This is a genomic window from Gallibacterium genomosp. 2 (genome assembly GCF_000771895.1).
Taxonomy (GTDB): Bacteria; Pseudomonadota; Gammaproteobacteria; order Enterobacterales; family Pasteurellaceae; genus Gallibacterium.
Window position 1 is genome coordinate 19,038 of sequence record NZ_JPXY01000006.1, and the last position, 25,654, is coordinate 44,691.

14 protein-coding genes and 1 pseudogene are annotated in these 25,654 nt (G+C 40.3%); 9 read left to right on the top strand and 6 right to left on the bottom strand.

The genetic code is table 11. From position 1 onward, the window contains the following. Positions 1–107: 107 nt before the first annotated feature. Positions 108–15,713, bottom strand: coding sequence for a YadA-like family protein (locus P375_RS00820; RefSeq protein WP_039133246.1), 15,606 nt, complete (start codon positions 15,711–15,713; stop codon positions 108–110). 590 nt (positions 15,714–16,303) lie between these two features. Between P375_RS00820 and P375_RS00825 the strand changes: the two genes are divergently transcribed. Beyond that, entirely contained in the window at positions 16,304–16,486 is a 183-nt protein-coding gene (locus P375_RS00825) for a type II toxin-antitoxin system HicA family toxin (protein WP_039133250.1), read from the top strand. A gap of 27 nt (positions 16,487–16,513) precedes the next feature. Then, positions 16,514–16,921 (top strand): type II toxin-antitoxin system HicB family antitoxin, encoded by a 408-nt coding sequence (locus tag P375_RS00830; protein WP_013746351.1) that lies wholly within the window; start codon positions 16,514–16,516, stop codon positions 16,919–16,921. A gap of 14 nt (positions 16,922–16,935) precedes the next feature. Here P375_RS00830 and P375_RS12945 read toward each other — a convergent pair whose 3' ends face one another. Then, positions 16,936–17,205 carry an ogr/Delta-like zinc finger family protein gene (locus P375_RS12945; RefSeq protein WP_080733648.1) on the bottom strand — a complete coding sequence of 90 codons (270 nt, stop codon included), beginning with the start codon at positions 17,203–17,205 and terminating at the stop codon, positions 16,936–16,938. A gap of 295 nt (positions 17,206–17,500) precedes the next feature. On the opposite strand from P375_RS12945, the gene asd reads away from it, so the two are divergent. The 6 genes from asd (at position 17,501) to rplS (ending at position 21,645) form a co-directional block, all read left to right on the top strand. Continuing rightward, positions 17,501–18,613 carry an aspartate-semialdehyde dehydrogenase gene (asd, locus tag P375_RS00835; RefSeq protein WP_039088828.1) on the top strand — a complete coding sequence of 371 codons (1,113 nt, stop codon included), beginning with the start codon at positions 17,501–17,503 and terminating at the stop codon, positions 18,611–18,613. 77 nt (positions 18,614–18,690) lie between these two features. Further along, positions 18,691–19,281, top strand: coding sequence for a DNA glycosylase (locus P375_RS00840; protein WP_039133253.1), 591 nt, complete (start codon positions 18,691–18,693; stop codon positions 19,279–19,281). A 396-nt stretch (positions 19,282–19,677) separates the two neighbouring features. Next, the gene (rpsP, locus tag P375_RS00845; protein WP_039087912.1) at positions 19,678–19,926 is read left to right on the top strand and encodes a 30S ribosomal protein S16; all 249 of its coding nucleotides are present in this window, start codon (positions 19,678–19,680) and stop codon (positions 19,924–19,926) included. Positions 19,927–19,947: 21 nt separating this feature from the next. Then, a complete protein-coding gene (rimM, locus tag P375_RS00850; RefSeq protein ID WP_039133266.1) occupies positions 19,948–20,472 on the top strand; it encodes a ribosome maturation factor RimM in 525 nt (174 codons plus the stop codon). A 43-nt stretch (positions 20,473–20,515) separates the two neighbouring features. Beyond that, positions 20,516–21,265: a tRNA (guanosine(37)-N1)-methyltransferase TrmD gene (gene trmD, locus P375_RS00855; protein ID WP_039133269.1), complete on the top strand. Its 750-nt coding sequence runs from the start codon at positions 20,516–20,518 to the stop codon at positions 21,263–21,265. A gap of 32 nt (positions 21,266–21,297) precedes the next feature. Continuing rightward, positions 21,298–21,645 carry a 50S ribosomal protein L19 gene (gene rplS, locus P375_RS00860; RefSeq protein ID WP_013746341.1) on the top strand — a complete coding sequence of 116 codons (348 nt, stop codon included), beginning with the start codon at positions 21,298–21,300 and terminating at the stop codon, positions 21,643–21,645. Between the two features lie 88 nt (positions 21,646–21,733). On the opposite strand, the gene dtd is transcribed toward rplS, so the two are convergent. Both dtd and P375_RS00870 read right to left on the bottom strand, forming a co-directional pair. Next, positions 21,734–22,168: a D-aminoacyl-tRNA deacylase gene (dtd, locus tag P375_RS00865; RefSeq protein ID WP_039091097.1), complete on the bottom strand. Its 435-nt coding sequence runs from the start codon at positions 22,166–22,168 to the stop codon at positions 21,734–21,736. Between the two features lie 180 nt (positions 22,169–22,348). After that, complete coding sequence (locus P375_RS00870) at positions 22,349–23,485, bottom strand: RNA-guided endonuclease InsQ/TnpB family protein (protein ID WP_039133272.1); 1,137 nt, start codon at positions 23,483–23,485, stop codon at positions 22,349–22,351. A 68-nt stretch (positions 23,486–23,553) separates the two neighbouring features. Here P375_RS00870 and P375_RS12685 point away from each other — a divergent pair. Continuing rightward, a pseudogene (locus tag P375_RS12685) lies at positions 23,554–23,691 on the top strand (transposase); the annotation flags it as partial. 25 nt (positions 23,692–23,716) lie between these two features. Here the strand turns inward: P375_RS12685 and P375_RS00880 are convergent. Next, positions 23,717–24,634 carry a virulence factor BrkB family protein gene (locus tag P375_RS00880; protein ID WP_039133275.1) on the bottom strand — a complete coding sequence of 306 codons (918 nt, stop codon included), beginning with the start codon at positions 24,632–24,634 and terminating at the stop codon, positions 23,717–23,719. Positions 24,635–24,820: 186 nt separating this feature from the next. Continuing rightward, positions 24,821–25,633 carry a transporter substrate-binding domain-containing protein gene (locus P375_RS00885; protein ID WP_039080673.1) on the bottom strand — a complete coding sequence of 271 codons (813 nt, stop codon included), beginning with the start codon at positions 25,631–25,633 and terminating at the stop codon, positions 24,821–24,823. Positions 25,634–25,654 lie beyond the last annotated feature (21 nt).

Genomic DNA, 25,654 nt, shown 5'->3' on the forward strand with positions numbered 1-25,654 from the left:
TGATTTTATCTAATTAAAATGGTGTTTTTGTCTTCATTACAATAATGAAATAACCAACTAACCGAATGATTAGTTGGTTATTCTTGACTCAAGATAACAGAATACAACTAGAATTGATAGCCTACACCAGCTCCAACCATTGTATTTCCTGAAGTATTATGGCTAGCATTTAATTTCAAAATAATCTTACCATTATCTGAAATACGAGATGCACCTAATGCTACTGCAGACTCTCCACGGTAATGGCTTGCGCCAGCAGCAACCATACTTTTACCTGGTAAATAGGCTTGCGGTAAACTTGCCATTGCACCAGCAGAAGCAACACCACCATATGCACCCTTCGCCACATTATTAATACGGTTATGTAAAGCTGCACCAACCTGATTCAACTGACTCACATTGACAGCATCGGTTGCTTCCACACCCGGCGCAACATTGGTAATTCTGTTACCGCCATTATTCAATCCTTGAGAAGTTAATGACACGTTACTTCCATTACCGCCACTAATATGCACGCCATCGCCTGTAATATTAGTGGTATTGCCATTATTGTCCACAAACTCTGCACTTTCTAAGCCTTTCAGTTTCTTAGACAATTTCACATTTAAAGTCTTAGTGGAGCTATTTGCGATCACGCCGATATTATTATCAGTTAAATCAGCACTATTTGCGCCACCTTTAATAGCAACGGTTTCACCTAATTTGGCACTAGATGAGCCGGCATCACCATTAAATGTTAGCGGTTTTTTAAGCTGTTTTACATTAACAGCGTCTGTGTCTTTAACCCCTTCAGCCACATTTTGCAATGTGCTTGGAGTCGTAGTTTTACCATCTGCATTTACCAAACTTAAGCGGATATCTTGTGGTGGAATTTCAGCCGTTTCATCATTTTTCTTAACGAATTTATTTCCTTTTCTGATAACACGGTTACCCTCTTTATCCAAATAGACAACTGGTGCATAAGCATTGAGTTCATTAATCTCATCACCAATATTTTGCTTAATTTCCTGTTTAAGCTTGTTGAGCTGACTCACATTAACCGCATCGGTATCCTCTGTTCCATCAGCAACGTTGGTAATTTTATTACCGCCGTTGTTCAAGCCTTCGGAGGTTAATGATATATCAGCGTTGCCATCACCGTTTTTATCAATATAAATACCATCACCTTTCATTTTCGTGGTATTACCTTCTTGATCTGTAAATTCAGCACTATTTAAATCGGTTAAATCTTTGGCTATTTCTACTACCATTATTTTTTCTGAACCGTTTTTACTGGTTTTCACATCAATATAGGTATTTTTATCCGTTGTAGCTTTTTCAGGCTTATTCATATCTCTACCATTTTCTACCTTATTGGCTATACCGCCTTTAAGTGTGATGGTTTCGCCAAGGCTCTTATGGACTTCACCGTTATTACCAGTAAGCCCAAAGCCACCGCCTTTACCACTATCGGTTAGCCCTTGAACGACATCACGTAAATCTTTCACATTCACAGCGTTATTAAGAATATCTCCTGACGCCTCTTTCAAAGTAACAGGCTTACCTTGTCGATCAAGCAATCCACTTTTTACATTGATAATTTGGTGATGACCATTATCTAAGCCCTTATTGGTTAAAGATACACTATTATTGCCATCTTTATCGGTTGTAACAATGGTAATGCCATCACTGGTGACAGTAGTAATCTTAATATTTCCCTTACCATCATCAGCCGTAGTGGCTAAGCCTTTTCCATTAATTTGCGTAGTATTTCCCTTATCGTCTGTTGTTGTAACAGAGTGTAAATCAGTTAAATCTTTCGCCAATTTAATGGTTAAGGTGTCAGTGCCGTCAGAAATAACGCCAATGTTGCCGTCTGATAATTTCTCAGCAATCGCTTTCTTACGCTCGTCTGCTGTAGCGTTTTCCTTCAAGCCTAAATCAACGCCACCAACGATTTTCGTTTTTTGGCTTAACTTACGGGCAAATGTATTTTTATCTGAACCATTTTCATTGGCTACACCATCAGCACTGTCGCCCTCAAAGAACAGTGGGGATTGTAACGTTTTTTGTAAATCAGCAACGGTAACGGCTGAATTGAGTAAGGCTTTATCTTTTTCAGCACGTGCCTTTTCCTCTTTTACTTCATCTTCGCTTGGGTCGTGTCCTAGAGAAGTTTTTAACTGTTCCTCTGTTTTTACGGTTGCATCTAAGTCTAATACATTTTTCACAAAGGTGTTGCTACCGGATTCACTTGTCGGTTTACCATTTTTATTAATGCCGTTGATAGCACTGTTGTCCTCCGTATCTGCACCGTTGCCCACCTCTCCGCTTAATGCAGAAGCAAGATTGCTTAAACGTGTCGGTGTATTGTCATTCGGATTAACGAGGTTATTTTGTAAGCCGACCGCTTTATTTGGAGTTGTGTCTTGTACAGTCAATTCTGTTGCATTTGGTTTAGGTACGCCGTTCACAACGTCGTCTGCATTGTACCACTTGTCACCTATTTTAGTTTTATCTTTGATATCGGTATTGTTATACCACTTACCATCAATATAGGTTTTATTTTTGATGTCTGCTTCTTTGTAATAGTGGTTATCCGCAGCTTTTACGACTTTATTGCCCTCAACATCGGTTTCAGCCACCTGCATAAAGCGTTCAACGTGAACATTGTAAACATTTTGACCGTTTGCACCTGTTACTTTCGTAACTTCTGCTGCACCAGTGCCTGTTATTTCTGTAGTAGCTGCTTTACCCATCGTACGTAAATCGTCTACGTTAACCGCATTAGACCCTACTGCTTTATCTAAGGTTGTATCATTGCCATTAGCGTCTTTCAAACCAGAACCCACATTTTTCAACGTAGGAGACTTGTCAGAACCTTCCTTATTCACCAAGGAAATGCTGTCGTTAACGGTCCAGTCCTTAGCTACTTCTTCTGGTTTTACTTCTAGTTGTTCCGCATTAGGGTCCACTAATTGGCTAGGTTTGTAGAACTTGTTGCCTACTTTCACCAATTTCGTGCCATCTGCCAATTGGTACGTATCGCCTACTTTGGATACGCTTTCACTAGTGCTAGCGTTGCCCGTTTGCGATACGGTGTACGTCATAGGTAAGCCCGTTACATCGATATGGAATTCGTGAACGCCATCTTTAGATGTAATATCGGATACCTTCGTATTCGCACCGTCTACGACCTTAATGGTTTCGCCAATCTTAACGGTTTGTGCATCGCCACTGTGACCAGATGTATTCAACTTGAAGCCTGTGTCTACGAGGTTCTTCAAATCGCCAGCATTAACTACGGTGTTTTCGCTAATGCCATTAGCCTTGCCGATGGTGTTGACGTTTTCCATGAAAGTATTCTTATTTTCATGTTCAGGGTCAACCACTTTGCCGCCAATACCAGATTTTACATTATCCAATACGGTAGGGCCATTGCCATTAGGATTTACAAGGCTGTTTTTCAATTTATCTGCAGGTACTACAGTTAATTCGGTAGTATCTTTGCCTACTGCACCATCTGCTGGTTTACCATCAGCACCGACTTGATCTGCTGGGTACCACTTGCCATCATTAGCTTGTTTCAATGCATCATCAACATAGTAGTACTTATTATCAGAACCGCGAACGATTGTCTTACCTGGTTCCGTAGACTTAGCTTCCATCAACTTATCAACGTGAACATTGTAAATATTTTGACCGTCAGCACCCGTTACTTTCGTAACTTCTGCTGCGCCAGTGCCAGTTACTTCCGTTGTAGCTGCTTTGCCAATGGTGCGCAAATCATCTACGTTAACTGCATTGGTACCAACTGCTTGATCTATAGATGTAGCATTACCAGCGGCATCTTTCAAACCAGAGCCTACATTTTTCAACGTAGGCGCGTTCTTAGAACCTTCCTTATTCACCAAGGAAATGCTGTCGTTAACAGTCCAGTTCTTAGCTACTTCTTCTGGTTTTACTTCTAGCTGTTCCGCATTAGGGTCCACTAATTGGCTAGGTTTGTAGAACTTGTCACCTACTTTCACCAATTTCGTGCCATCTGCCAATTGGTACGTATCGCCTACTTTGGATACGCTTTCACTAGTGCCTGCATCTCCCGTTTGGGATACGGTGTACGTCATAGGTAAGCCAATTACATCGATATGGAATTCGTGAACGCCATCTTTAGATGTAATATCGGATACCTTCGTATTCGCACCGTCTACGACCTTAATGGTTTCGCCAATCTTAACGGTTTGTGCATCGCCACTGTGACCAGATGTGTTCAATTTAAAGCCTGTGTCTACGAGGTTCTTCAAATCGCCAGCATTAACTACGGTGTTTTCGCTAATGCCATTAGCCTTGCCGATAGTGTCGACGTTTTCCATGAAAGTATTCTTATTTTCATGTTCAGGGTCAACCACTTTGCCGCCAATACCAGATTTTACATTATCCAATACAGTAGGACCATCGCCATTTGGATTGACAACGCTGTTTTTCAACATATTTTGATCCACCGCTTGTGGTTGATCTGCCAATGGTTGTTTAGGCGTAATGCCATCGTCTTCGGTTTTCGGTTTGCCTGTTGCTTGATCTACGTCATTAGCATCATACCAGCTACCGCCACCTTGTCCGTCGGATACGAATGTTTTGCCTGCAATATCACTGGCATTGTAGTACTTGCCATCACCACCGCGTGCAATGTTGGTATTCGCATCCACAGGTTTTACGGTCATCAATTTATCTACATGAACATTGTAAATATTTTGACCGTCAGCACCCGTAGTTTTTGTTACTTCTGCTGCACCAGTACCAGTTACTTCCGTAGTGGCTGCTTTGCCAATGGTGCGCAAATCATCTACGTTAACGGCATTAGACCCTACTGCTTGTTCTAAGGTTGTAGCATTGCCATTAGCATCTTTCAAGCCAGAGTCTACATTTTTCAATGTAGTAGGGTTCGTCGTGCCATCGTTATTAACAAGAGAAATGCTGTCCGTTATTGTCAAGCCATTTGCTTTTTCAGCGTCCTTCACTTTAGGGTTTGGTACATTTGGATCCACTAATTGATCTGGACGATAATATTTATCGCCAACTTTAATCAATTTATTACCCGCTGCATCTTGGTATGTATCGCCTACTTTAGATACGTTCACTGGATTGCCCACTACATTACCTTGTGCATCAGTCTTAGTCGCCGTGTACGTCACAGGTAGGCCCGTTACATCAACATGTAATTCATGGACACCATCTTTAGACGTTACAGTGGACACCTTCGTATTCGCACCGTCGGTGAACTTGATGGTATTGTTCAACTTCACGTTAGCTGGTGCTTTGCTGTTAGCTACATCTGTAGAAGTAGTAAGCATAAATCCGTCGTCTAACGTCGCTACTTCGTGGTCAATGTCGCCATTAGCACCTTTTGTAGTGTACGTAATGCGGTCCATGTTAGCCGATTTGTTGGTACCGCTAACTGGTTGACTTAGATCTTTCCCTAGGTTTGCTTCGTCAGTAATGGATTTAGTACCACGGTCGATAGTAATGACAGCTTCACTGCCGTTTTTACCGTCTAAACCGATAAAGCCATTTTCACCATCTTTGCCAGCTGGGGCTTTATCGTCTACTTCTTTACCGATAGTAACGAGGTTTTTCCCATCTTTACCATTGGATACTTTAACGGAGGCAAGGTCCTTCAACTCTTTCGCCAATTTAATGGTTAATGTATCAGTACCATCAGAAATAACGCCGATATTACCATCTGTTAATTTCGCTGCAATCGCTTCTTTGCGTTGTTTTGCTGTTGCACCATCTTGTAATTCAAGGTTTACGCCGCCAACGATTTTTGTTTCTTGACTCAACTTGCGACTGAATGTGTTTTTATCCGTACCATCTGCTGCAACCACACCATCAGCACTATCACCACTAAAGAACAATGGGGTATCTGCTAGGTTCTTAAGGTCGCCAGCATTGACAACCGTCGTCTTGTCAATACCACCTTCGTTAGCTGGTTTGCCTACTTTATCCAAGTTTTCGATGAAAGTATTGTTACCAGTTGTACCGTCGATGGTGCTACCGTTTTTAATACCATTGCCTGCATCGCCACCAATTCCCGATTTTACATTATCCAGTACGGTAGGCCCATTGCCATTTGGATTTACTACGCTGTTTTTCAATGTATTTTGATCCACCGCTTGTGGTTGATCTGCCAATGGTTGTTTAGGCGTAATGCCATCATCTTCGATTTTCGGTTTGCCTGTTGCTTGGTCTACGTCATTAGCATCATACCAGTTACCGCCACCATGACCGTCGGATACGAATGTTTTGCCTGCAATATCACCAGCATTGTAGTACTTGCCATCACCACCGCGTGCAATGGTGCTATTCGCATCCACAGGTTTTACGGTCATTAATTTATCCACGTGAACATTGTAAATATTTTGACCGTTTGAACCTGTTACTTTCGTAACTTCTGCTGCCCCAGTGCCTGTTACTTCTGTAGTGGCCGCCGCTACTTGTTGTTTCAATTGCGACATATTCACCGCATCAGTATCCGCCTCGCCTGGTGCTACATTAGTAATCTTAGCACTGTTATTCGGTTGTTCTGGATTGATAACGCGAATGCTATTATCGATAGTTAATCCTTTTACGCCAGGTTTTGGTGTACCATTTTCCAATTGATCTGGTGTGTAATACTTATTGTCTACTTTCACCAGTTTCGTGCCATCTTCTAATTGGTACGTATCGCCTACTTTAGATACATTTTGTGTATTCGTAGGTTTGCCATTATCATCCAATTCGCTAGCCGTATATGTTACAGGTAAACCAGTTACATCTACGTGTAATTCATGAATGCCATCTTTGGAATCTACAGTAGATACTTTCGTATTCGCACCGTCTGTGAACTTAATCGTATTATTAAGTTTCACCTTAGTAGCCGCTTTATTATCGGTTACATCCTTCGATGTAGTTAAGAAGAAGCCATCATCTAAGGTTGCCACTTCATGGTTAATAACGGTGTTGTTAGGACCTGTTGTAGTGTAAGTGATGCGGTCCATCGCAGCCGATTCGTTTGTTTCGCCTACTGGTTGGCTAGGATCAACGCCGATATTTACATCGTCGTTTAAGGATTTCGTGCCACGGTCGATCGTAATCGTCGCATTACTGCCATTCTTACCATCTAAACCGATTTTGCCGTATTCCTTATCCGTACCAGAACCATCTGTACCTTTATCAATGGTTACAAGCTCTTTTGCCTCATCGCCGGTTTTACCATTATTAACCACAACTTTACCATTAGTTGTTACACCCTTTCCAGATACGATGGTTTTCGTACCATCCGTTTCATCAATAGTAGTTAACGATGTAAGGCCTTGTAATTCCTTAGCCAATTTAACGGTTAATGTATCGGAGCCATTGGATACAACGCCAATGTTGTTATCCGTTAATTTCGTAACGTCCTTTTGTCCGCCAACGATTTTTGCCTTTTCACTTAACTTACGACCGAACGCATTGTTCGTAGTTGCACTTTCTGCTGTATCCCCTTCAAAGAATAATGGCGTTAATGCCACTTTTTGTAGGTCACTTACAGTAGATACAGAATTAAGTTTATCCGCATCAGTCGTAGGATTAAGTCCCGTCAAATCCTTAATGAATTGGTTGGAACCAGCTGTCTCCACAGGCTTACCATTTTCAATAGTATCAATCTTGCTACTCATGTCCGCACCATTGCCAATGCCAGAGCCATCGAGAACGCTCTTCACATTATCTACAATAGTTGGACCATTGCCGTTAGGATTGGTTACGCTGGTTTTCAACGTATTTGGATCCAATGCTGTTGGTTGTTGTGCTAACGGGGATTTGCCATCTAGTGGCGTACCATATTCATCTACGTCATCCTTGGCATACCAAGAACCGCCACCATTGCCATCGGAAACGAATGTTTTATCTTGGATTTCACTTGGCGCATAGTATTTACCATCTGCACCACGTTCCATAGCTGTGCCAGTCGTTACCGGTTTAACAGTCAACAATTTATCTACATGTACATTGTAAATATCGTGACCATCTTTAGCCGTTTTCTTAGTGACTTCCGCTGCACCAGTGCCTGTCACTTCCGTTTTAGAACCAGCCGACAAGTTTTTCAACTGTGACATATTAACCGCATCATTATCACCTACACCTGGTGCTACATTGCTAATCTTCACAGGACCAGTGCCATTGTTAGGATTTACTAAACGAATATCGTCATTAATAGTGAAGCCTTGTGCATCCCCTACTGGTTGTCCATTGACGATTTGATTTGGTTTGTAGAACTTATCACCATATTTAACTAGCTTCGTACCATCGGCTAATTGATAAGTATCCCCTACTTTGGATACATCAACTGGTTGACCATTTTTGCCTTCTGTTGCCGTGTACGTTACTGGTAATCCTGTTACATCAATATGGAATTCATGTACACCAGTGGTTGGATTAGTAATAGCAGAAACAGTTGTATTCTTGCCATCTACCACTTGGATAGTATCACCAATCTTAACCGTGTCGGCAGGGTTCTTACCTTGGCCCGACGTGTTCAATTTGAATCCTGTATCTACTACATTTTTCAAATCTTTCGCATTCACAACGGTATTTTCGCTAATGGCATCTGGTGCTGCTGTACCATCATCGCTTTTCTTACCAACTTTATTGATATTGTCAATGAAAGTATTGTTACCGTCAGCATTTTTCACCTCGCCACCGATGCCAGATTTAACATTATCTAATGTCATGGACGTATCCGTGCCAGTGCCTACGCCTGTATTAGGGTTAACCAAGCTAGTTTTTACATTACTTTGGTCTACTGGGTTAGGCGTTACCGCTTGTGCATCTTTATTTGGTTTACCGTCCGTAATATCACGGTTACTATACCATTTATTTTCGCTAGGTATGTATGTTTTATCCTTAATCTCTTCATTGGTATAGTACTTGCCATCACCACCGCGAACGAGTTCATTCCCAGCCACATCTTTATGGGATAGGATTTTGTCCACATGTACATTGTAAATAGTATGTCCATCAGTAGCTTGTTTGCTAGTAACAAATGCTTCACCAGTACCCGTTACTTCGGTGCGTGCAGCATCTGTCGCTGCTTTTAAATCACCTACATTGACTGCATTATTCCAAATTGGATTATCAGTTGGATATGTGCTGCTATCATCTAAATCGCTCATAGTGATGCGAGTACCGTCAGATTTTTTCAATGCAGAACCCACATTGGATAAGGTTGGGGCTGTATTAGCAACTGGACTGATAAGTGATACATTATTGAGTTTAGTATCCTTATCTTCTTGATCAGCTTTTACCTGCGGTTTTCCATTAACCTCTTCCACTTGGTCAGGTTTGTAGAACTTATCTCCTACTTGTACTAGCTTCGTACCATCCGCTAATGTGTATGTATCGCCTACTTTATGAACATCTTGAGTCTTACCATTTGCATCCGTTGCGGTGTAAGTCATTGGCAAGCCCGTTACGTCAATACTAAAAGTATGTGTTCCATCTTCGCCACCCATAGCGGAAACTTTTGTATTAGCGCCATCTAAAACTTTAATAGTGTTGTTAAATAGCACTGTTCTCGTTTTATCTGCTTCGGTATGTTCTGTGGTTAAGAAGAAGCCATCATCCAAAGTTGCCACTTCGTGGTTGATAATGCTCTTACCATCAGCACCCGTAGTGGTGTAGGTCAAGCGGTCCATTCCTGCTTGGTTATCATCACTTACTGGTTTACTTGAATCTTTGCCAACATTCGCCGAGTCAGTAACAGATTTAGTGCCACGATCTACAGTCAATATTGCATTAGAACCATTCTTGCCATCAATCGTCACTGTACCGAACTCTTTATCCGTTGCGTTTTGATCAGTTTCTGTACCTTTGGCAATAGTAACAAGGTCTTTTGCGTTATCGCCAGTTTTACCATTCGTTACTTTAACGGTACCGTCTGTTGCTAAACCGTCTTTAGAAAGCTTCGTTTCAGTAGTGCTTGCCGGTTTACCTCCGTTCTTAGGTGTTTGGGTTGTAATAGTTACGCCATCTTGGTTCATAACGGTTGTATTATCACCAGAACCAGTAGTTACCGATGTAAGATTTTGCAATTCCTTAGCCAATTTAATGGTTAAGGTGTCTGTGCCGTTAGATACGACGCCAATGTTGCCATCAGACAATTTAGCACGAATAGCATTTGCTTTGTCTTCGGCAGAAGCTGTATCTGCTAACCCATGTTTCACTTCGCCAACGATGGATACTTTTTCGCTAAGTTTGCGACTGAAAGTATTATTTGTAGCAGTGGCTGAAGATACATCGCCACTAAAGAACAATGGTGTGTCGGCTAAGTTTTTCAAATCACCAGTAGTGACAACGCTATTTTTATCGATACCATTCGTATCGGCACCAATGCGATTTACATTGTCGATGAAAGTATTCGTACCGCCTTCACCGTTAATAGTACTGCCATTTGGTCCCCCATTACCTACAACGCCATCAATAGCGGATTTCACATTGGAAATCGTACCAGGGTTAGTAGTGCTACCGTCCTTATTGATTACCTTAATATTGTCGGTTACCTTCTCAGGATCTACTGCCACGGCATCCTTATTTGGCACGCCATTGGTAATGTCTGTATTTTTGTAATAGTTATCACCAATTTTAGTGAGTGCATTACCGTCTGTATCCGTATAGGAAATTGGCATGCCCGTCACATCGATATGGAATGCGTGTACGCCGTCTTTAGATGTTGTAATAGCGGATACTTTCGTATTCGTACCATCAACGACCTTGATGGTTTCACCAATCTTAACGGTAGTCGCACCAGGGTCAGCTGGTTGTCCAGACGTATTCAATTTGAAACCAGTATCTACTAGGTTTTTCAAATCTTTTGCATTCACAACCGTGTTTTCACTAATCGCATCTGGTGTAGCAGTGCCATCAGGGGTTGTTTTGCCCACTTTGTTTACATTGTCAATGAACGTATTTTTATTATTATGAGCGGGGTCTTTCACTTCACCGCCAATGCCACTTTTCACATTGTCAACAACGATAGAACCGGTGCCATTTGGATTGACGAAATTATTTTTTACATCCACAGGGTTAATATTTTGTACTGACGCACCTGTATTAGGTTGACCATTATCACCAATATCGGATGTATTGTACCAATTACCGCCGCCTTTACCATCTGGAACGAATGTTTTGTTTTCGATATCTGCTGGATCGTAATACTTGCCGTCATCACCGCGAACGACTTGTGTCTTACCGTCAGCAGCGACTACATTTACTACAGGATCAACGTGGACATTGTAAATAGTATGACCATCTTGTGCGGTGGTGTTCGTAACGATGGCTTTGCCTGTACCAGTCACTTCGGTCTTAACCGCTGCCGCCACCTGTTTAAGATCACCTGCGTTAACGGCATTCTTCAGTACAGGATCATTGTCCGCCGTATTTAATAAATCGCTAGGATTCATCGCCTTATTATTACTATTTACCAAACCAGAACCAACGTTCTTGATTTGTGGTGCTGCTGTCGTATTTCCTGTTTTATCCAATAGGGAAATATTGTTACTTACTTCGTTGTCTGTTAATGGTTGTTTATTTGGTTTAGGTGTGCCATTTTCCAAGTCCTCTGTTTTGTAGAACTTGTCTCCAATCTTGGTTACTGGCTTGCCATCTGTGGTTACATAGGACATTGGTAAGCCATTCACATCCATATGGAATGTATGAGTACCATCTTCAGCGGTAATGGCTGACACTTTCGTATTCGCCCCATCAATGATGTTAATGGTATCACCAATCCTAACGGTGGTTGCACCAGGGTCAGTTGGTTGTCCAGATGTATTTAGCTTAAATCCAGCATCAACGATAGTTTTCAAATCACTTACATTGACCGCATTGTTCAAAATAGGATTAATGGTTGCAGTTTTATTAGGATCTTTTAAGTCAGAAATGGAAATGGTTGTATTACCATTTTTAAGTCCTGAATCAATGTTGGTAATTTGCTTATTGCCACCATCAATGCCATCTGTGGTGAGGCTAGGTGCATCATTTTTCACCGTATCGTTATTACCTACGAAACGCACACCATTGCCGTCTACTTTCATAGTAGATGTAGCATTACCATCATCTGTTTTAGTTGTAAGGCTAGTGTACGTTGTGGAATCTAAGCCCATTAAATTCTTCGCCAATTTAACGGTTAATGTATCAGTGCCGTCAGAAATAACGCCGATGTTGCCGTCTGTTAATTTGGCGGCAATCGCTGCTTTGCGTTGTTCTGCCGTTGCATCAGCTTGTAAACCAAGGTCTACGCCACCAACGATTTTTGTTTCTTGGCTCAATTTACGACCGAATGTATTCGCATCGACTCCATTCGATTCTACGCCATCAGCACTATCACCGGAGAAGAACAAGCCATCATCCATTGTTGCCACTTCGTGGGTTACATCATTGTTTTCTTTGTCCTTTGTCGTGTATGTAATGCGATCCATCTTAGCAGGATCGGTACCGCCGATGTTCTTCTTATCGTCTAAAGAGCTAGTACCACGGTCTACCGTAATAGTTGCACTGCTACCGTTTTTACCATCTAAGCCAATTGTGCCGTTTTCACCATCTGTACCAGCTGGTGCGTTAGGATCAACATTTTTACCAATGGTTACGAGGTCTTTTGCCTGATTGCCGTCTTTTCCATTCGTTACTTTAACGCTTCCATCTGTAGACACTCCGTCTTTTCCTACGGTGGTGGAAACTTTTTCTGTTACTGTAGGAGTCGTACCGCCATCGCTTGCTGGTGTTGAAGTTTCTGTTACCACTTTCATACCACTTGAATCGATTTTAGTGACTTCAGTAACCTTTTTGCCATCATCAGTTGTTGTCTCATTACCCCGTAATTCAACCGATGTAAAGCTTGGCATATCAACGGTGCTAATGCTGAGCTCACCCGGTTTTTGTACTAAACCGATATTTTTCCCTGCTTTAAAAGTCATTGTTTTAGCGGCATCTACAACATAACCTGTCGACTTAAGCTTATTTACTTTCTCTTTGTTGGCTTCTTCTGTTTCACCCTCCGCTTTATCAACTTTATAGTCTACTGTGCCATTTGAATCCTCTACGGAACCAGCCTTAGCAATCCATCCTAAGGTAAAAGGAGTATTATCTTCATCTTTCGTGTCGATTTCTCCATCTGGGGTAATGGTTACATTATCGCCTAATGCTTTCTTCAAACTGCCGACTAAGTTACCTAACATTTGGTTAGTGGCAAATAATTGAGAGCCATTAATTGCATCAGTGGAGTTGGAGCCAATCAAACCCGGTGCTACATTTTGGATACGGCGAGTTTCAAATACGGTATACGTGCTATTAGGCGTTGAAGTTTTACTTTGAATTGCGTTCCATACCTTTTCCTTATCTGTATCTGACAATAATGTGCTATCTGCATAAATATCCTTACGCTCTAAGTCCGCTGCAAAGTAACGGGTTTGTTGTTCCTCTTTTATGAAAATACCATTTTTCCACACTTGCACGGTTACATCTACTGGTACTGTAATAAGGGAGCCGACCTTTTCATGATATGCTTTAATGTCTTCAGGACCATCAAAGTTTTGTTGATAAGTAGAGCCTACACTCACAACACCAACGGTAGAATTGCCACCAGCGAAATCGCTACGAACCGCTATGGGTGCACCAATTTGGGTGCCATCGTCTTGCCGTTCCAGCATATAAATATAGATGAAATCCTTCGTATAATCCCGTAATGCCCCTTTGGTGCTACTAAGGGATTCGGTTAATTCCATTTTTTTATCACTGCCTACTACATCTACTTCACCTAGCGAACGAGAAAGATCAGAATCTTTCACATACCCTGCGTGATCCCCTAAGAATACCGAGCCTGCTGTATTATTTTTTTGGTCCTTTGGATCTGCCGCTGCAATATTAATATTATTCCCTAAAGCAACGACACGGTCATTAGCAATGCTACCGCTACTACCGATTAAAATGGAATTGTTTCCTTGTACAGTACCATAACTACCAATGAGGGTAGAGTCTTCACCAGACACGGCATTATAGTTAATATTATTACCATCTTGTTTACCAAAGCCTAGTGCTAGCGAGTTTTTTCCTGTTACTTGGCTAAACGCCCCTAATGCTACCGCATTGCCGGCTTGTACATTGGTATGCGAACCAATCGCCATACTGTTATCATAATTTTGTTTCTCTGTACCTACCTTGGCAGCACCACCCATAGCCATCGAATTAGTACCATTTGCCAACGTTTTACCACCATAAGCAATAGCATCGTTAGAAATAGCTTTAGCCTGATCACCAACCGCCATAGAGCGAGCCCCTTTTGCCAAGATTTGACGCCCTACACCTAATGCCGCTTCACCTTCTACAAAGGAATAGTTTTTCAAGTACTCCTCACGAAAAGCCTTTTTGGCAGCCGCCAAACTCTCTTCAGCAGCTTTCACGTCAGCTTCTAGTGTTTCCTTATCGCTAGTTGAATCACTCTTCAATTTCTCCTTTGCAGCGTACAAGGTTTCTTCCATGTCCATGATTTTACCCATATCTTTGGCATAGTCAGACTTATCTTTTTTAGAAAGATCTGCAGTCATTTCCCCGGTTGCCAAACCAATGGCACTGTCCCCACGCACCTGAGTGTAGCTACCAACACCCAGCGCATTTTTCCCCTCTACAATAAAGCCACCGGGATCACTGCTACCAGCACCATAGTTCTCATACTTAGGTAACGTTTTTCTTCCTTTTTTATATTCCTTATCACCTTGAATATCAGTCTTAAGTACCTGTTTCAACACCTTGTATTCTGGTGGCAACTCCCAATAACGAGCATATGTAGTGATTTTATTACTAAACTCATAACCACTCCCTTTACCGATAGCAATACTGCCATCGCTTAAAGACTGTACCCCACTACCAATGGCTACGCTATTACTGCCCATAGCACGGGAAAAGCTACCAACAATACTCGAACGACTACCATATGCCACATTATAGGCACCTACAATAACGCTATTCCCCCCTGGGTCTGCCTCTCCATAAGATTTATTTTGACTCTTTGTCGTTAGCACGCCCTCTGAACTTATCTTTTCAGGCTCTGGAATACCAATGATATTGCGACGCCCAATGGACACGCCAGAATAACCAAATACACTCGTAGACGTACCAATACCAATGGAGTCTCGGCCCTGTACAATATTATAAGAACCATTATTCTCGGCTGACTGATTCCCTAATGCAATACTTCTATCCCCACTAGCCACGGTTTTATTACCTATCGCGATTTTACCGTCTTGTTGAGTAGATGAACCACTTGCATCACCTGCATGGGCATCGGTACCAATAGCAATCGTATTGCTTTGTAAAACTGTACTATTCTGTCCTAGTGCTATAGTGTTTGCTGGATTATCTGTTCCATTACCAGTAATTTCGGCTATTTTCCCCCCTACTGCATAAGTTGCTAAAACATCACTTTCATTAGTTGCTTTAACAATTTTAATCATACCTGTAGTAGTATCATATTTAACCTTAACTTCTTCATCTGCCGCTAATGCCACACTACTAAGGAAAGTGGCTAATAAGCCAGTCATAAAAAGTTTAGCAATCTGCTTTCCAGCCTTAACTTTACATTTACCACCACGGCTAGACGCTAATTCAGACACAATTTCATAGCGATTTTTATTGCGATTAAATATAACTTTATAGATCTTGTTCATGGCTTATCGCCTCCTTAAATTTTTTAAATTCCTTAAAAATGTTTAATGGATACACTATTGAACTCGCCTTTTTATCCTTTTAATGGCGAATATGCGTTCCATTTGCAGTGTTTTTTACTTAGCTCTTTGTTGTTTTTTGTGTAAGTTTTTTTGTAAACATTAAAATAAAAGGTAAATTAAAACATAAATTCACTTTACTTATAGAAGTGCGGGGGGGGGGTATTTTCATTTAACTTATTGAAAAAACTCATATTTCAGCCATTCGATAAAATGAATTTATCCTGTTTTTTACCAAATACACCTAAAATTACATTTTAAAAAAATCAGATTTTTTACATAATCATTGTACTACCAATAAGATAAATTATAACATTGAAAATAATATTATTAGCTATAATTAGCGTTGACGAGTTTAATACTATTGAGGCGATTTGTCATTTAAAATCTTGATTTTTCACTCCATTTTTACAAAATATTTTCTTTTTTGTTATTACTTTTTATATAATAATAACCACTATACCTACAAAATTATTGACATAATAATAAAAGTAGGTATAATAACCACTAAATAAACGGCAGGAAGATAAAAGGTGGATAGTAAAACATTAATAAAAATGCTTGAAAAAGATGGGTGGTACTTGGTGAATGTGGTTGGTAGTCATCATCAATTTAAACATCCAATAAAGAAAGGGCGGACAACAGTTCCGCATCCCAAAAAGGATTTACAAATAAAAACGGTAAATTCAATATTAAAACAAGCGGGCTTGAAATAAGCCCCTTTTATAAAAAGAGAGGTTTATATGTTATATCCGATTGGAATTGAAATGGGTGATGATAAACACGCTTTTGGGGTAATTGTGCCTGATGTGCCAGGTTGTTTTTCTGCTGGAGATACATTAGAAGAGGCGTATATTAATGCAAAAGAAGCTATCGCTTTTCATATCGAGGGAATGTTAGAAGATGGTGAAGAGTTTCCTTTGCCAACCGATATAAAAGCACATATGAATAATAAAGAGTTTGAGGGGTTTACTTTTACTTTTGTAGATGTTGATTTGTCGCATTTAATGGGTAAAGCGGAAAAAATTAATATTACTCTACCAGCGTTGTTATTACATAAAATTGATGCGTTTATTGCAACACATCCAGAGTATAAAAGCCGTAGTGGTTTTTTGGCACAACTTGCAACAGATAAATTACTTTCAGCATAATAAAAAACCGCTTTTTAGCGGTTTTTTTGTTGGAGATGTTCGAAAATTTTGTTTTTGTCGTCTTTTGATAGATTATTGATTAAATTTAATATTAAATCGTTTTGCACTAAATCAGATGTTCTTGTCGTGTATGCATATTCGACGTTTTGCACGAACGAATGATTACAAGATGGGTTAGTGCATACGCAGTACAATTTTGTTAGATCGGCGTGTTCCCTTACCGATCTTTTGATATATGCCTTATAGCCGCAATGACGGCAAAAAACACGGAATGATCTTGCCATTTTATCTCTTCTCTACCAATCTGACATTAAAATTAGTATATCAATAAAAAATCAAATAGTTACAGTAAAAATACTGTTTAAATATACAGTATTTTTTATTGACAAAAGATAAGTTGTTGAAAAATATTTATTTTGCCTTTATATTTTTTGTATTTTCTATTGATTTAATTCATATTATGCGGTAATTAATTAATGCTTATTTAAAAACACAGCATTTATCAACAAAATCAACAGATTGTAGGGCTAAGTGTTGCGCTATAGTTGGAACATTTGAAATTAACTAATGAGGTACAATATGAAAAAAGTCGGTTTTATTGGTTGGCGTGGTATGGTCGGTTCTGTATTAATGGAGCGTATGCAACAAGAGCAGGATTTTATTAATATCACACCTACTTTTTTTACCACATCTCAAGCAGGGCAACCTGCACCTGATTATGCCGGAAAAGCTGCTGGCGTTTTATTAGATGCTTATGATCTTGAGGCATTAAAGCAACAAGAGATTATTGTAACTTGCCAAGGTGGTGATTACACCAATGAAGTTTATAAAAAATTGCGTGCTACTGGTTGGGATGGATATTGGGTTGATGCCGCTTCTGCATTGCGTATGGAGAAAGAGGCGATTATTGTGCTTGACCCTGTTAATCAACACGTGATCGATCAAGGCTTGAAAAACGGCATTAAAACTTATGTTGGCGGAAACTGTACCGTTAGTTTGATGTTAATGGCATTAGGCGGTCTATTTGAACGTGATTTGGTTGAATGGGTTTCGGTGGCAACTTATCAAGCTGCGTCCGGTGCTGGTGCAAAAAATATGCGTGAATTATTATTGCAAATGGGCGAACTTCACGATGTGGTTGCGCCTGAATTGGCAAATCCATCTTCTTCTATTTTAGATATTGAACGTGCAGTTACCGCCAAAATGCGAGCTGAAGATTTCCCAACAGAAAATTTTGGTGCAGCGCTTGGTGGTAGTTTAATTCCATGGATCGATAAATTGTTAGAAAGTGGTCAAACTAAAGAAGAGTGGAAAGGTTATGCCGAAACCAACAAAATTTTAGGTTTATCTGACAATCCGGTGCCAATTGATGGGCTTTGTGTGCGGATTGGGGCATTACGTTGCCACAGTCAAGCATTCACTATCAAAATGAAAAAAGATTTACCGTTAGCGGAAATCGAGCAGATTTTAGCTTCTCATAATGAATGGGTGAAAGTGATTCCGAATGACAAAGAAACCACATTGCGTGAATTAACGCCGGCAAAAGTAACTGGAACATTGAGCGTGCCAGTTGGGCGTTTACGTAAACTTAATATGGGGTCGGAATACTTAGCCGCATTTACTGTTGGCGACCAATTATTATGGGGGGCGGCAGAGCCTATCCGCCGTATTTTGAAACAGTTAGTTGCTTAATTGTCAATTTCTTAACTACTCGCGCTAATTTTATTAGTGCGAGTTTTTCTTTTATATAGTGTCTTAAGCTCTTATTTATGATAGAGAAAAATATTGAAATACATCCATTACAACCTTTCTTGCCACCAAATGCCACAATGTTGATGTTGGGCAGTTTTCCACCACCGAAAGCACGTTGGAAAATGAATTTTTATTATCCTAATTTTCAAAATGATATGTGGCGTATTTATGGTACGGTCTTTTTTAATAATAAAGAGTATTTCCTAAACAGCGATAAAACTGCTTTTAATCAAGAAAAAATTGAACAGTTTTTGCGTGCAAAAGGCATTGCCGTTTTTGATAGCGGTTATAAAATTTTTCGTCAGCAGGGGAATGCCTCTGATAAATTTTTGCAGATTATTGAGCCGATCAACCTCACTGAAGTGTTAGCACAAATTCCTCAATGTAAAGTGATTATGACTGCTGGTGAAAAAGCGACTGAAACATTGCTTTCTTTGCTTGATGAAGAAAGAGTAATGTTAAAAAATGGTGAGAATACTTCAATCACAATTGCACAGCGACAATATCAGCTTTATCGTCTTCCTTCGTCATCACGTGCTTACCCATTAGCATTAGCAAAGAAAGCAGAAATTTATCGACAATTTTTTGCGGATATTGGCATGCTATAAGCATTCGTTATTAGCGGATAGTAGGTAGATAGCGAACAATAAAATTTTGCCGAGCATTTAACGAGGCGAATACAGATTTGAAAATTCCCTCGCTTAGGAGGGAATTGAATTAAGATCATTTTCCGACTTGATGACCGATAACACCACCAACAGCGGCACCGCCGACTGTTATTTGATGTTATCCATTTTTGATTATCGCTAAGTTATCTATCATATCTTAGGGAAATCTCTAAAATAAAACCGGTCAATTATTGATTTTTCTGTGGGAAAAGGTAAAATTCTACGGCTTTTTGTATCGGGTGCATGGTTTTAACAGCATTGTTAGCAATAAGCAATTAACGCCCCTACTTCGAACGGGGTTTTCTTTTTTTACTATCAATATTTTAGAGGAAGGTTATGGTAACCATTCGTTTATCTCGTGGCGGAGCTAAAAAACGCCCATTCTATCAAATTGTCGTTGCAGACAGCCGTTACCCTCGTGATGGCCGTTTCATCGAACGTATCGGCTTCTTTAATCCAATCGCTTCTGGTAAAGCAGAACGTTTACGTATTGATTTAGATCGCGTAAATGATTGGGTAAGCAAAGGTGCATCTTTGTCAGATCGTGTTAAATCTTTAGTAAAAGAAGCACAACAAGCAGCTTAATTAAAAGCATAGGTGGTTGAAATGGAACAGCAAAAAATCGGTGTCGTAGGTAAACTTGGTTCAACTTATGGTATTCGTGGTTGGTTGCGTGTTTATTCATCTACCGAATATGCAGAAAGTATTTTTGATTATCAACCGTGGTTTTTAAACATTAAAAAACAGTGGCAACCGGTAGAAATTGAAGGTTGGCGTCATCATAGTCAAGATTTGATTGTGAAGATTAAAGGGGTTGATGATCGTGAACAGGCACAGGCATTAGCCAATATTGAAATTGGCGTGGATTTGAACCAACTTCCAGAATTAGATGAAGGGGAGTTTTACTGGCACGATTTAATCGGTTGTCGTGTGATTAATTTGCAGGGATACGATATGGGTGTTGTCAGCGAATTAATAGAAACAGGTTCAAACGATGTTTTGGTAGTTCAGGCGAATAGCAAAGATGCTTTCGCAAAACAAGAACGGTTAATTCCGTATATTGATACAGTAGTTAAAAGAGTGGATCTCAGCACCAAAGTGATTGAGGTGGACTGGGACGCTGGTTTCTAACCTCAGGTAATTCTGTTGGCTTAATGAACATTGAGGTATCCATATGTGGATTGGTGTAATTACATTATTCCCTGAAATGTTTAAAGCTATTACAGAATTTGGGGTAACAAGTAGAGCTATAAAGCACGAGCTTTTGCAATTGCATTGTTGGAATCCTCGAGATTTTACGCACGATAAACATAAGACGGTTGATGATCGCCCTTATGGTGGTGGGCCGGGAATGTTAATGATGGTGCAGCCGTTAAGAGATGCTATCCAAGCGGCAAAGGCAGAAGCAGGCGATGGAGCAAAGGTGATTTATCTTTCACCGCAAGGGCGAAAGCTTAATCAGGCTGGCGTGGAGCAGCTGGCTAAAAATCAGAAAATGATTTTGGTTTGTGGGCGTTACGAAGGCATTGATGAGCGCGTTATTGAAACGGAGATTGATGAAGAGTGGTCAATCGGTGATTATGTTTTGACCGGTGGAGAGTTGCCGGCAATGACATTGATTGATGCCGTTGCGCGATTTGTTCCGGGCGTGTTGGGGAAACAGGCTTCGGCAGAAGAGGACTCTTTTGTTGACGGTTTGTTGGATTGCCCACATTACACGCGTCCTGAAGTGCTTGATGGATTGGTTGTGCCACCGGTTTTGATATCCGGTAACCACGAAGAAATTCGTAAATGGCGATTAAAACAGTCATTGCAACGAACGTGGCTACGCCGGCCTGAGCTATTAGAAGGCCTAGCTCTGACTGACGAACAAAGGTTGTTGTTGAAGCAGGCTCAACAAGAGCATCAACAGCAAAAGAAATAGATTCAGTTACATCTAGGAATAAGGTATTTATTATGAGTAACATTATTAAACAACTTGAACAAGAACAATTAAAGCAAAACGTGCCAAGCTTCCGTCCTGGTGATACATTGGAAGTGAAAGTATGGGTTGTTGAAGGTAGTAAAAGACGTTTGCAAGCGTTCGAAGGTGTGGTTATTGCAATTCGTAACCGTGGCTTGCATTCAGCATTTACTCTACGTAAAGTGTCAAACGGTGTTGGGGTTGAACGTGTTTTCCAAACTCACTCTCCAATCGTTGATAGCATCACTGTAAAACGTAAAGGTGCGGTTCGTAAAGCTAAACTTTACTACTTACGTGAACGTAGCGGTAAATCTGCACGTATTAAAGAGCGTTTAAACTAATTTTAAAATGCTTTTTCAAAACCCTCGTTTATGCGAGGGTTTTTTAATTATTTGATTAATAGTCTATCCGTTATCATTAACATCAATTTTAAACCTGTAACCAAAATGTGACCGGTCCATCATTGATTAACGATACTTGCATATCAGCGGCAAATTGTCCGGTTTGTACTGGTATATTTTCACGACATTTTTCTACAAAATAGTGATAAAGTGCTTGTGCTGACTCAGGATCGCCAGATCGGCTGAAACTTGGTCGTAACCCTTTTTTAGTGTCGGCAGCTAAGGTAAATTGTGAAACGACTAATAATTCGCCCTGAATTTGTTGTACATTTAAATTCATTTTGCCGTTTTCGTCGCTGAAAATGCGATAATTCAATACTTTTTCAGCAAGGCGATCAGCTTTGTTTTGATCATCACCCTGTTCTACACCAAGCAGCACTAAAATACCTTGCTCGATTTCGCCAACAATAGTTTGATTAACTTTAACATTTGCATTTTTAACGCGTTGAATCAGTGCAATCATTGCTGTTTTCCTGTGAATTGTCTAATGTAATTTGTTGTTGACATCCTCCCCACCCTAAAGGTCGGGGATTCCTACCAGTGCCCATTTCAAACAATCGGCTACTCTCGGTGGGTTCTTGCTGCTGACCTCTCAATGAAGTTCACTTCGCAAGCTCGACGGCTGTGTCCCAGCCTGATATTTTTACGCAAGGGCGATTACTCGCCCTTGCGCCAATACATTTAACGCACCAACGACATCCGCATTTTCGGTGTAGCCACATTCTACGCATTCAAAATGCGCCTGCGTTTGTCGGTTTTCTTTGGCGATATGACTACAACAAGGGCAAGTTCGACTGCTATTTTGCGGCGGAACAGCCACTAAAAATCCGCCTCGCCATTGCGTTTTGTAGTCCAACTGACGGCGAAACTCAAACCACGATTGGTCGAGTATCGAACGGTTTAAACCTGATTTCTGTTTCACGTTTTTACCGTGAGCTTCCACCGTGCCTTTCGCTGACTTTGACATATTTGATACCTGCAAATCTTCAATATAGATCATAGCGTGGTTTTTGCTGATTTGTGTTGAGATTTTATGCAAAAAGTCTTTACGACAATTGGCGATTTTATGATGCAATTTGGCGATTTTCGCCTTTAATTTCTGCCAATTTTGGCTAAATTTTACTTTATTTTTAAGCCTCTTTTGCAGTTTAGCCAATTTTCCTTTGTAAGTTTTAAAGGCGTTTAATGGCTCAAAAAATTCACCGTTTGAAAGCGTGGCAAAACGTGCAACGCCCATATCTATGCCGATTTCTCCGCCTTTATGCGTTGGAATTTCATATTCAAATTCCGTTTGAATACTGACAAAAAATCGTCCGCACTTTTGGCTTACCGTCACATTTTTGATTTCGCCGACAACCTCACGGCTGTTGCGATAGCGAACCCAACCGATTTTTGGTAGACAAATACGACTATTTTGTTGTTCCAGCTTACAACCTTGCGGAAAACGGAAACCCTCTTTTAAACCTTTTTTCTTAAATTTTGGGAAATCTGCTCGCTGTTGAAAGAAATTTTTAAACGCACTTTCTAAGTCTTTTAACGACTGTTGCAACACTTGCGAATGACATTCTTTCAGCCACGGAAGTTCTTTTTTCCATTGTGGAAGTAGGTTGGCGATTTTGGTGTAGCTGAACTTAAAGCTGTTATCTTGCTCGTATTGTTCATTTTGCCAAGCTAACGCCCGATTAAATACAAAACGAGAACAACCACAGAACTGTTTAATTCTGCGGATTTGGCTGCCGTTTGGCATTATCTCGAATTTGAAGGCTTTGCGTAGTTGCATTGGACAAGGTTTAGAATGTAAGTTTTCAACATTTTACACTTGGTCTATGCAAAAAGAAAATGATTAGGAAGAAAAACTATCCAAATATTCGCAAAAAACTTTGGGGTAATCAGCTGTGGTCTCCGTCTTATTTTGCAGGGAGTTGTGGTGGCGCTCCAATTTCCATTATTCGCCAATACATTGAGCAACAACAAACACCTGATTAGTTAGGTTTGAAACGGCTTACGCCGTTTATGCCTTATATCTCCGCCCTGAAGGACGGAGTTTTACGGCACGGTTCTGATAAATATAAGTTAAATCTTGATCAGGATAATATTGTGCCATTTTATCCAAATCATCCAATACCGCTGTTAATTGAGCTCCTAGCAGAATAAATGTCCAACTGAGGTGTATCCATAAAATCATAATCGGCAACGTGGCTAATGCGCCATAAATCAGCTGATAAGAAGGAAATGATTTCATATACCAAGTAAAACAGGCTTTACCGAGAGTGAAGAAAATTGCCGCGATTAAGGCGCCGCAGGCGGCGTGTTTTACATTCACTTTCGTGTTTGGCACGATGGCATAAATACAGGTGAAAGCCAACCAAGAGAGAAGAAACGGCACGAAGCTAAGTAATTTCAGCCCGAACGGTAGTCCGGTTTTATAGGTGAAAATTGAGCTGGAAAAGAGATAAGAGCTTACGCCGATACTGGTGGCGATAAAAATCGGCCCTAACGTCAAAATCATCCAGTAGATAGAAAAGGAGTAAAGTGTTGAGCGTTTTTTGCTGTTTGACCAAATATCATTAAGCGTGGTATCAATCGATTTAATCAGCATCAACGCCACCACGATTAAGCCGATGATACTGATACCGCTCATTTTTTTGGTGTTAGCAATAAAAACGGTGATGTATTGTTCGACCGTGTGGCTGACTGAAGGGGCGAAATTGGAAAAGATAAATTGCTGGAAATCTTGCACCACATCGTTGAATACCGGAAATGCAGCAAAAAAGGCAAAAATCACCATTAATAACGGCACAATTGCCAACATTGTGCTGTAAGTTAAATAACCTGCCGCCTGCGATAATTTGTTCTGGTTGAATTTATATGAAAAAACTTTAATTAAAATAATGAGATGCTGAATAAGGTGTTGTAAGAATTTCTGCATAATTTTCCTTGATGTTCAGTAATGTCGTTGAAATTGTACCTTATTAATAGTGTGGTGGCGATGTTAGTTCATATTGTTTATTAATAATATTTTGACCAATAAAAATCTTTCTATAAAACAACTGCTCCTATAGGGGTTTAATCTATAGGAGCAGTTTATTGTTAGGCGTGTTTTGAGAAGTGATTTTTACTGAATAGTGGAAACATCCTCACCGAAAAATTGTTCTGAAAGCTGTTTCAATTTGCCCTCTTTTTTCAATTTTTCAATGGCGGCATTTACTTTCTCAATCACGGCAGTATTGCCCTTGTTAAAGATAAAACCTGAACCGAGTTGGTTTTTATCGCGGAGAATAATTTCAAGATTAGCATTCGGATGTTTGTGTAAGAAATCCAACACCGCTAAACGGTCATTTAAAGTCACATCGGCACGATTCTGTAACACTAATTGTAATGCTTGAGCCAAACCGTCAACTCCGACAATTTCCGCACCGTTTTTGGTGGCTAATTCACCATAGTTGCTGGTAAAAGATTGTGCTGATTTTAAGCCTTTAAGATTTGCCCAATCTTTAATGCGTTGATCACCTTTGCGAGCCACAGCAACCGCACCTGAGTAACTGTACTCAAGTGATTTGTCATATTTCGCACGGCGTTCAGGTGTGGTTAATGCAACCTGATTGGCAACCAAATCAAAACGGTGGTTGTTTAAGCCGGAAAGCATTGCATCCCATTGGGTTTCTTTAAACTCGACTTTAACTCCAAGTTCGTTTGCCACTAAGCGAGTTAATTCAACATCATAACCGGTTAATTTTCCTGATTCATCGTGGTAAGTAAATGGAGGATAAGTGCCTTCGGTGCCGACCACGATGGTGCCTTTATCATTGACTCGTTTGGCTAAATCGGCAGCCGCTTCTTCGTTGCTTAATGCAAATGCGGATTGCGCTAAAGCAAAACCTAAGGTGACTAGAAATGTGGTTTTTAAATATTGTTTAATCGTTTTCATCACAATTTTCCTTCAAATGTT